The organism is Lacticaseibacillus pantheris DSM 15945 = JCM 12539 = NBRC 106106, assembly GCF_001591865.1.
GTDB lineage: Bacteria > Bacillota > Bacilli > Lactobacillales > Lactobacillaceae > Lacticaseibacillus > Lacticaseibacillus pantheris.
In genome coordinates, this window is sequence record NZ_BCVS01000156.1 from 1 (window position 1) to 4,050 (window position 4,050).

Annotated in this window: 3 protein-coding genes; all 3 read right to left on the bottom strand. The window is 53.0% G+C overall.

Going from position 1 to position 4,050, the window contains the following annotated elements:
• Nucleotides 1–332: 332 nt before the first annotated feature.
• On the bottom strand, nucleotides 333–1,799 hold the full coding sequence (gene lysS / locus LPA02S_RS11000) for a lysine--tRNA ligase (RefSeq protein WP_056956282.1): 1,467 nt from the start codon (nucleotides 1,797–1,799) through the stop codon (nucleotides 333–335).
• A 139-nt stretch (nucleotides 1,800–1,938) separates the two neighbouring features.
• Nucleotides 1,939–2,934 (bottom strand): tRNA dihydrouridine synthase DusB, encoded by a 996-nt coding sequence (gene dusB, locus LPA02S_RS11005; RefSeq protein WP_225355006.1) that lies wholly within the window; start codon nucleotides 2,932–2,934, stop codon nucleotides 1,939–1,941.
• A gap of 75 nt (nucleotides 2,935–3,009) precedes the next feature.
• Nucleotides 3,010–3,885 carry an Hsp33 family molecular chaperone HslO gene (gene hslO / locus LPA02S_RS11010; protein ID WP_054649770.1) on the bottom strand — a complete coding sequence of 292 codons (876 nt, stop codon included), beginning with the start codon at nucleotides 3,883–3,885 and terminating at the stop codon, nucleotides 3,010–3,012.
• Nucleotides 3,886–4,050 lie beyond the last annotated feature (165 nt).

Below are 4,050 nucleotides of genomic sequence, written 5' to 3' on the forward strand. Positions count from 1 at the left end.
TAAGCCACTGTCAACAACTTTTTAATTGATAAATTGTTTGCGTAACCCGCGTCGCTCTTGGCGAACGCCGTATCACTTGACGACTTAAACAGTTTACCAACTTGCCCAGAAACCGTCAAGACGAATTTTCGGCGGATTGTACTCCTTCCAGGGTGCGTTATCGCTATTTTGCGAACTTTTGTCAAGTTACCAACCTTCTTGTTCGCTTTTATAGAAACACGCGTCCCCAATAGCCCGTCAATGTCCCCAAAAACCCCTCAAAAAAACACCGCAATATTTTTGCGATGTTTTACTGACACTTTGAAATTTGCGTTGATTACTAAAAGTCTAGACTACGGACGTAACGTTGGGAATAGCAACACATCCCTAATTGAAGCGGCATCCGTTAACAACATCACTAGTCGGTCAATCCCAATACCAAGGCCCCCAGTTGGCGGCATGCCGTATTCCAGAGCCTCCACGAAGTCGTCATCAATTGGTTGTGCCTCGTCATTACCGGCAGTCTTTTCGGCCGCCTGTGCCTCGAAGCGTTCCCGCTGATCAATGGGATCGTTCAGCTCCGTAAAGGCATTACCATACTCGTTACCATCAATGAAGAGCTCAAACCGCTGCGTGAAACGCGGATCCTTTTCATCCTTCTTGGCCAGTGGCGATATTTCAATTGGGTGACCATAGATAAAGGTCGGCTGAACCAACGTATCCTCAACAAATTCTTCAAAGAACGCGTTGATGATGTGACCTACTTGCCAGTACGACTCAACCTTAACGTGCTTGTCCTGAGCCAACTGCTGGGCCTCAGCCTGCGTCATTGGCTTCCAGAAATCAACACCAGTCCGTTCCTTAATGGCGTCGACCATGTGCACACGCGCAAACGGGGCATCTAAATCAATGTCCTGACCCTGATAAGTAATCTTGCCGGTGCCCAGAACCTTCTGCGACACGTAGCGGAAGATACCCTCAGTCTCATCCATCACGTCGCCCAGATCCCAGTACGCGGCGTATGTTTCTAGCTCGGTGAACTCAGGATTATGCTTTGTGTCCACACCCTCGTTACGGAAGACGCGACCAATTTCGTAGACACGCTCCATGCCACCAACAATCAGACGCTTCAGGTGTAATTCCAGCGCAATGCGCATGTACAAATCAATATCCAAAGCGTTATGGTGCGTCACGAACGGCCGTGCATTGGCACCACCGGCCTGGTTATGCAAGACGGGTGTCTCCACTTCTAAGAAGCCATTCTGGTCTAAGTACTCGCGCACAGCGCTGACAATCTTAGTCCGTTGCACGAACCGGTCAAAGCTGTCGCGGTTGGCAATCAGGTCCAAGTAACGTTGACGGTACTTTGCTTCCACATCGTTTAAACCGTGATACTTGTCAGGCATGGGCCGCAGTGCCTTGGTCAAAAACGTGACGTGGTTTGCCCGCACGGTGAGCTCGCCCATGTCGGTCTTAATGACGTCACCGGCGATACCCAGGATATCGCCCAAGTCAGCCTTCTTGAAAATCTTATAGTTATCTTCACCCACAACGTCTTTGCGGACGTATATTTGCGCCTTGCCAGTACGGTCATGAATATCCGCAAAGCCGACTTTGCCCTTGCCCCGCTTGGACATCATCCGCCCAGCAATGACTACCTCGGCGTGCTTGTCGTTGAGTTCATCCTTATCAAACGCACCAAACTGTTCCTGTAAATCAGCAGCCGTGTGGGTCCGGTCAAAGCGGTGGCCAAACGGATCAATTCCTTCGTCCCGTAAGGCCTGCATCTTTTCCCGGCGCACCCGCATCTGGTCGTTCATGGACGGCTGCTGCTTCGGTTGCTTGTTTTGCTTATCTGCCAACGCTATTTCCTCCGTTCAATTCACATACCCTTGTATCTTGCCAATTTTACAGCAAAAAAGCAACCCGACCGGAGTCAAGTTGCATCTACCTCAAACACTATCTGAGTACGGGGTGTGCCTCTAGACCATCAACGAACTCATCCAAAATGGCGTCCACCTCAGCCTCGGTGTTCACGGACATCACGGCAGCCTTAGTGCGCGATGAACGTGGGATGCCCTTCAGAAAGTATGCTGCCTGCTTACGGAATTCCGGCACCGCCACCTTCTCGGTCTTCAACAAAACCAGTCGGTGCAATTCCTTTTCCGCAATCCGAATTTTCTCGGTTGGCGTTGGCTCCGAGATTAGTTCTCCCGTCTCCAAGTACGTTTTGACCTGACCCAACAGCCACGGGTTGCCCAAAGCAGCACGGCCAATCATCACCGCGTCCGCGCCGACTTCATCAAGCATACGCTTGGCGTCCTGCGGCGTGCGCACATCACCATTCCCCATGAACGGAATGTCCAGAACACTTGCAACTTTGGCGAGAATGTCCCAGTCTGCGTGCCCCGAGTAGAGTTGCTTACGCGTCCGGCCGTGCATCGCGAGTGCCGAAACCCCGGCCGCCTGCGCCGCCTTTGCGTTCTCCACAGCGAATACGTGGTCCTTGTCCCAACCGGTACGCATCTTCACCGTCACTGGTTTGTGGACGTTCTGCACCACGGCGTCCAGCATCTCGTATACTTTGTCCGGATCTAACAACCAGTGAGCACCGGCATCAGTCTTAGTGACTTTCGGCACGGGGCAACCCATGTTGATGTCAATGATATCCGCACTCGTATTTTCATCAATAAACTTGGCCGCGTTCACCAAAGTGTCCTTGGTGCCGCCAAACACCTGGATAGAAACCGGGTGTTCGTGCGGATCAACAAACATCATGTTCAGCGTCTTTTTGTTATGGTACTGGATTCCCCGGTCGCTAATCATTTCGCACACAACCAGCCCGGCACCAAACTCCTTGGCGGTTACGCGGAAAGCCGCGTTAGTAATCCCGGCCATGGGCGCAACCACAACCTGATTGGGAATCTCGATATCCCCGATAAACCAACTACTCACTGTCATTCACCTCAACTAATCCACTAACTTTTTGTCTGACGCATAGTGTAACACGCCCACAAAGCTCACCACAAGCTACGGCAACATTGCCGTCAGTTCGGCCGCGCTAAACTGGTAATGCTGTCCACAAAACTTGCAGACGGTCTCTGCACCATCGTTTTCAGCAATCATCGCCTTAATCTCGGTGGGTTTCAGCGTGCTCAGCGCCTTACCAAACCGTTCCTTGCTGCAATTACACTTAAACGCAAAATCGTCCTGGCCCAACACCATGAGTTTACGGCCATTCACAATCCGGTCCAAAATCTCCTCAGGCGTCAGTCCCGATTTCAGCATCTCGGATACCAGTGGGAGCGTTTTGATGTTCGTTTCCAGATCAGCTAGCGCTTGGTCCGTGGCACCCGGCAAAGCTTCGACCAGGAAGCCACCGGCAACGGCAATCGAATTGTCCGCATTCACAAAGACGGAAACGCCCACGGACGCAGGTATCTGCTCCGACTTTGCAAGGTAGTAGGTGAAATCAGCACCTAGCTCCCCAGACGTCAACGGAACTTGGCCGGTGAAGGGGGCGCCGCCATCTAGGTACTTGGTCACCGCGAGCACGCCGCGTTTACCCACTGCACGAGCGACATCAATCTTGCCCACCACGTTTAGCGGCAGGTGGACGTGCGGTTCCTGAATGTAACCCCGCACCGTGCCGTGACTCGTGCCATCAACGACAATGCTACCAGCCGGGCCATCACCCTTGATGCGCACCGTCATCAGGTCTCGATCATTTTTCAGTTCGGCTGCCGACAATAGGCCGGTACCAATTAGGGCCCGACCCAAAGCCGCCGAAGACGCGCTCCACGTATCGTGCCGCCGCTGCGCCTCGCTCACCGTGTCTGTAGCATCAACCGCAAAGAGGCGGAACATGCCATCCGCAGTTACTGCACGCACTAAATAGTCGCTCATGATGATTACTCCTTGTTGTTTTTTTCTGCTTACCAGCATAACACAAGTACCCTGGTGGTGCTGGGTTCCGGTGGCTGGTCGTACTGGCGTGATGGTTCCGGTTGAGCGGCTGGTCCCCACGACCGGTGCTCCTCGTGGCGGTTCTGGCCGGTGGGGGCCGTGGGG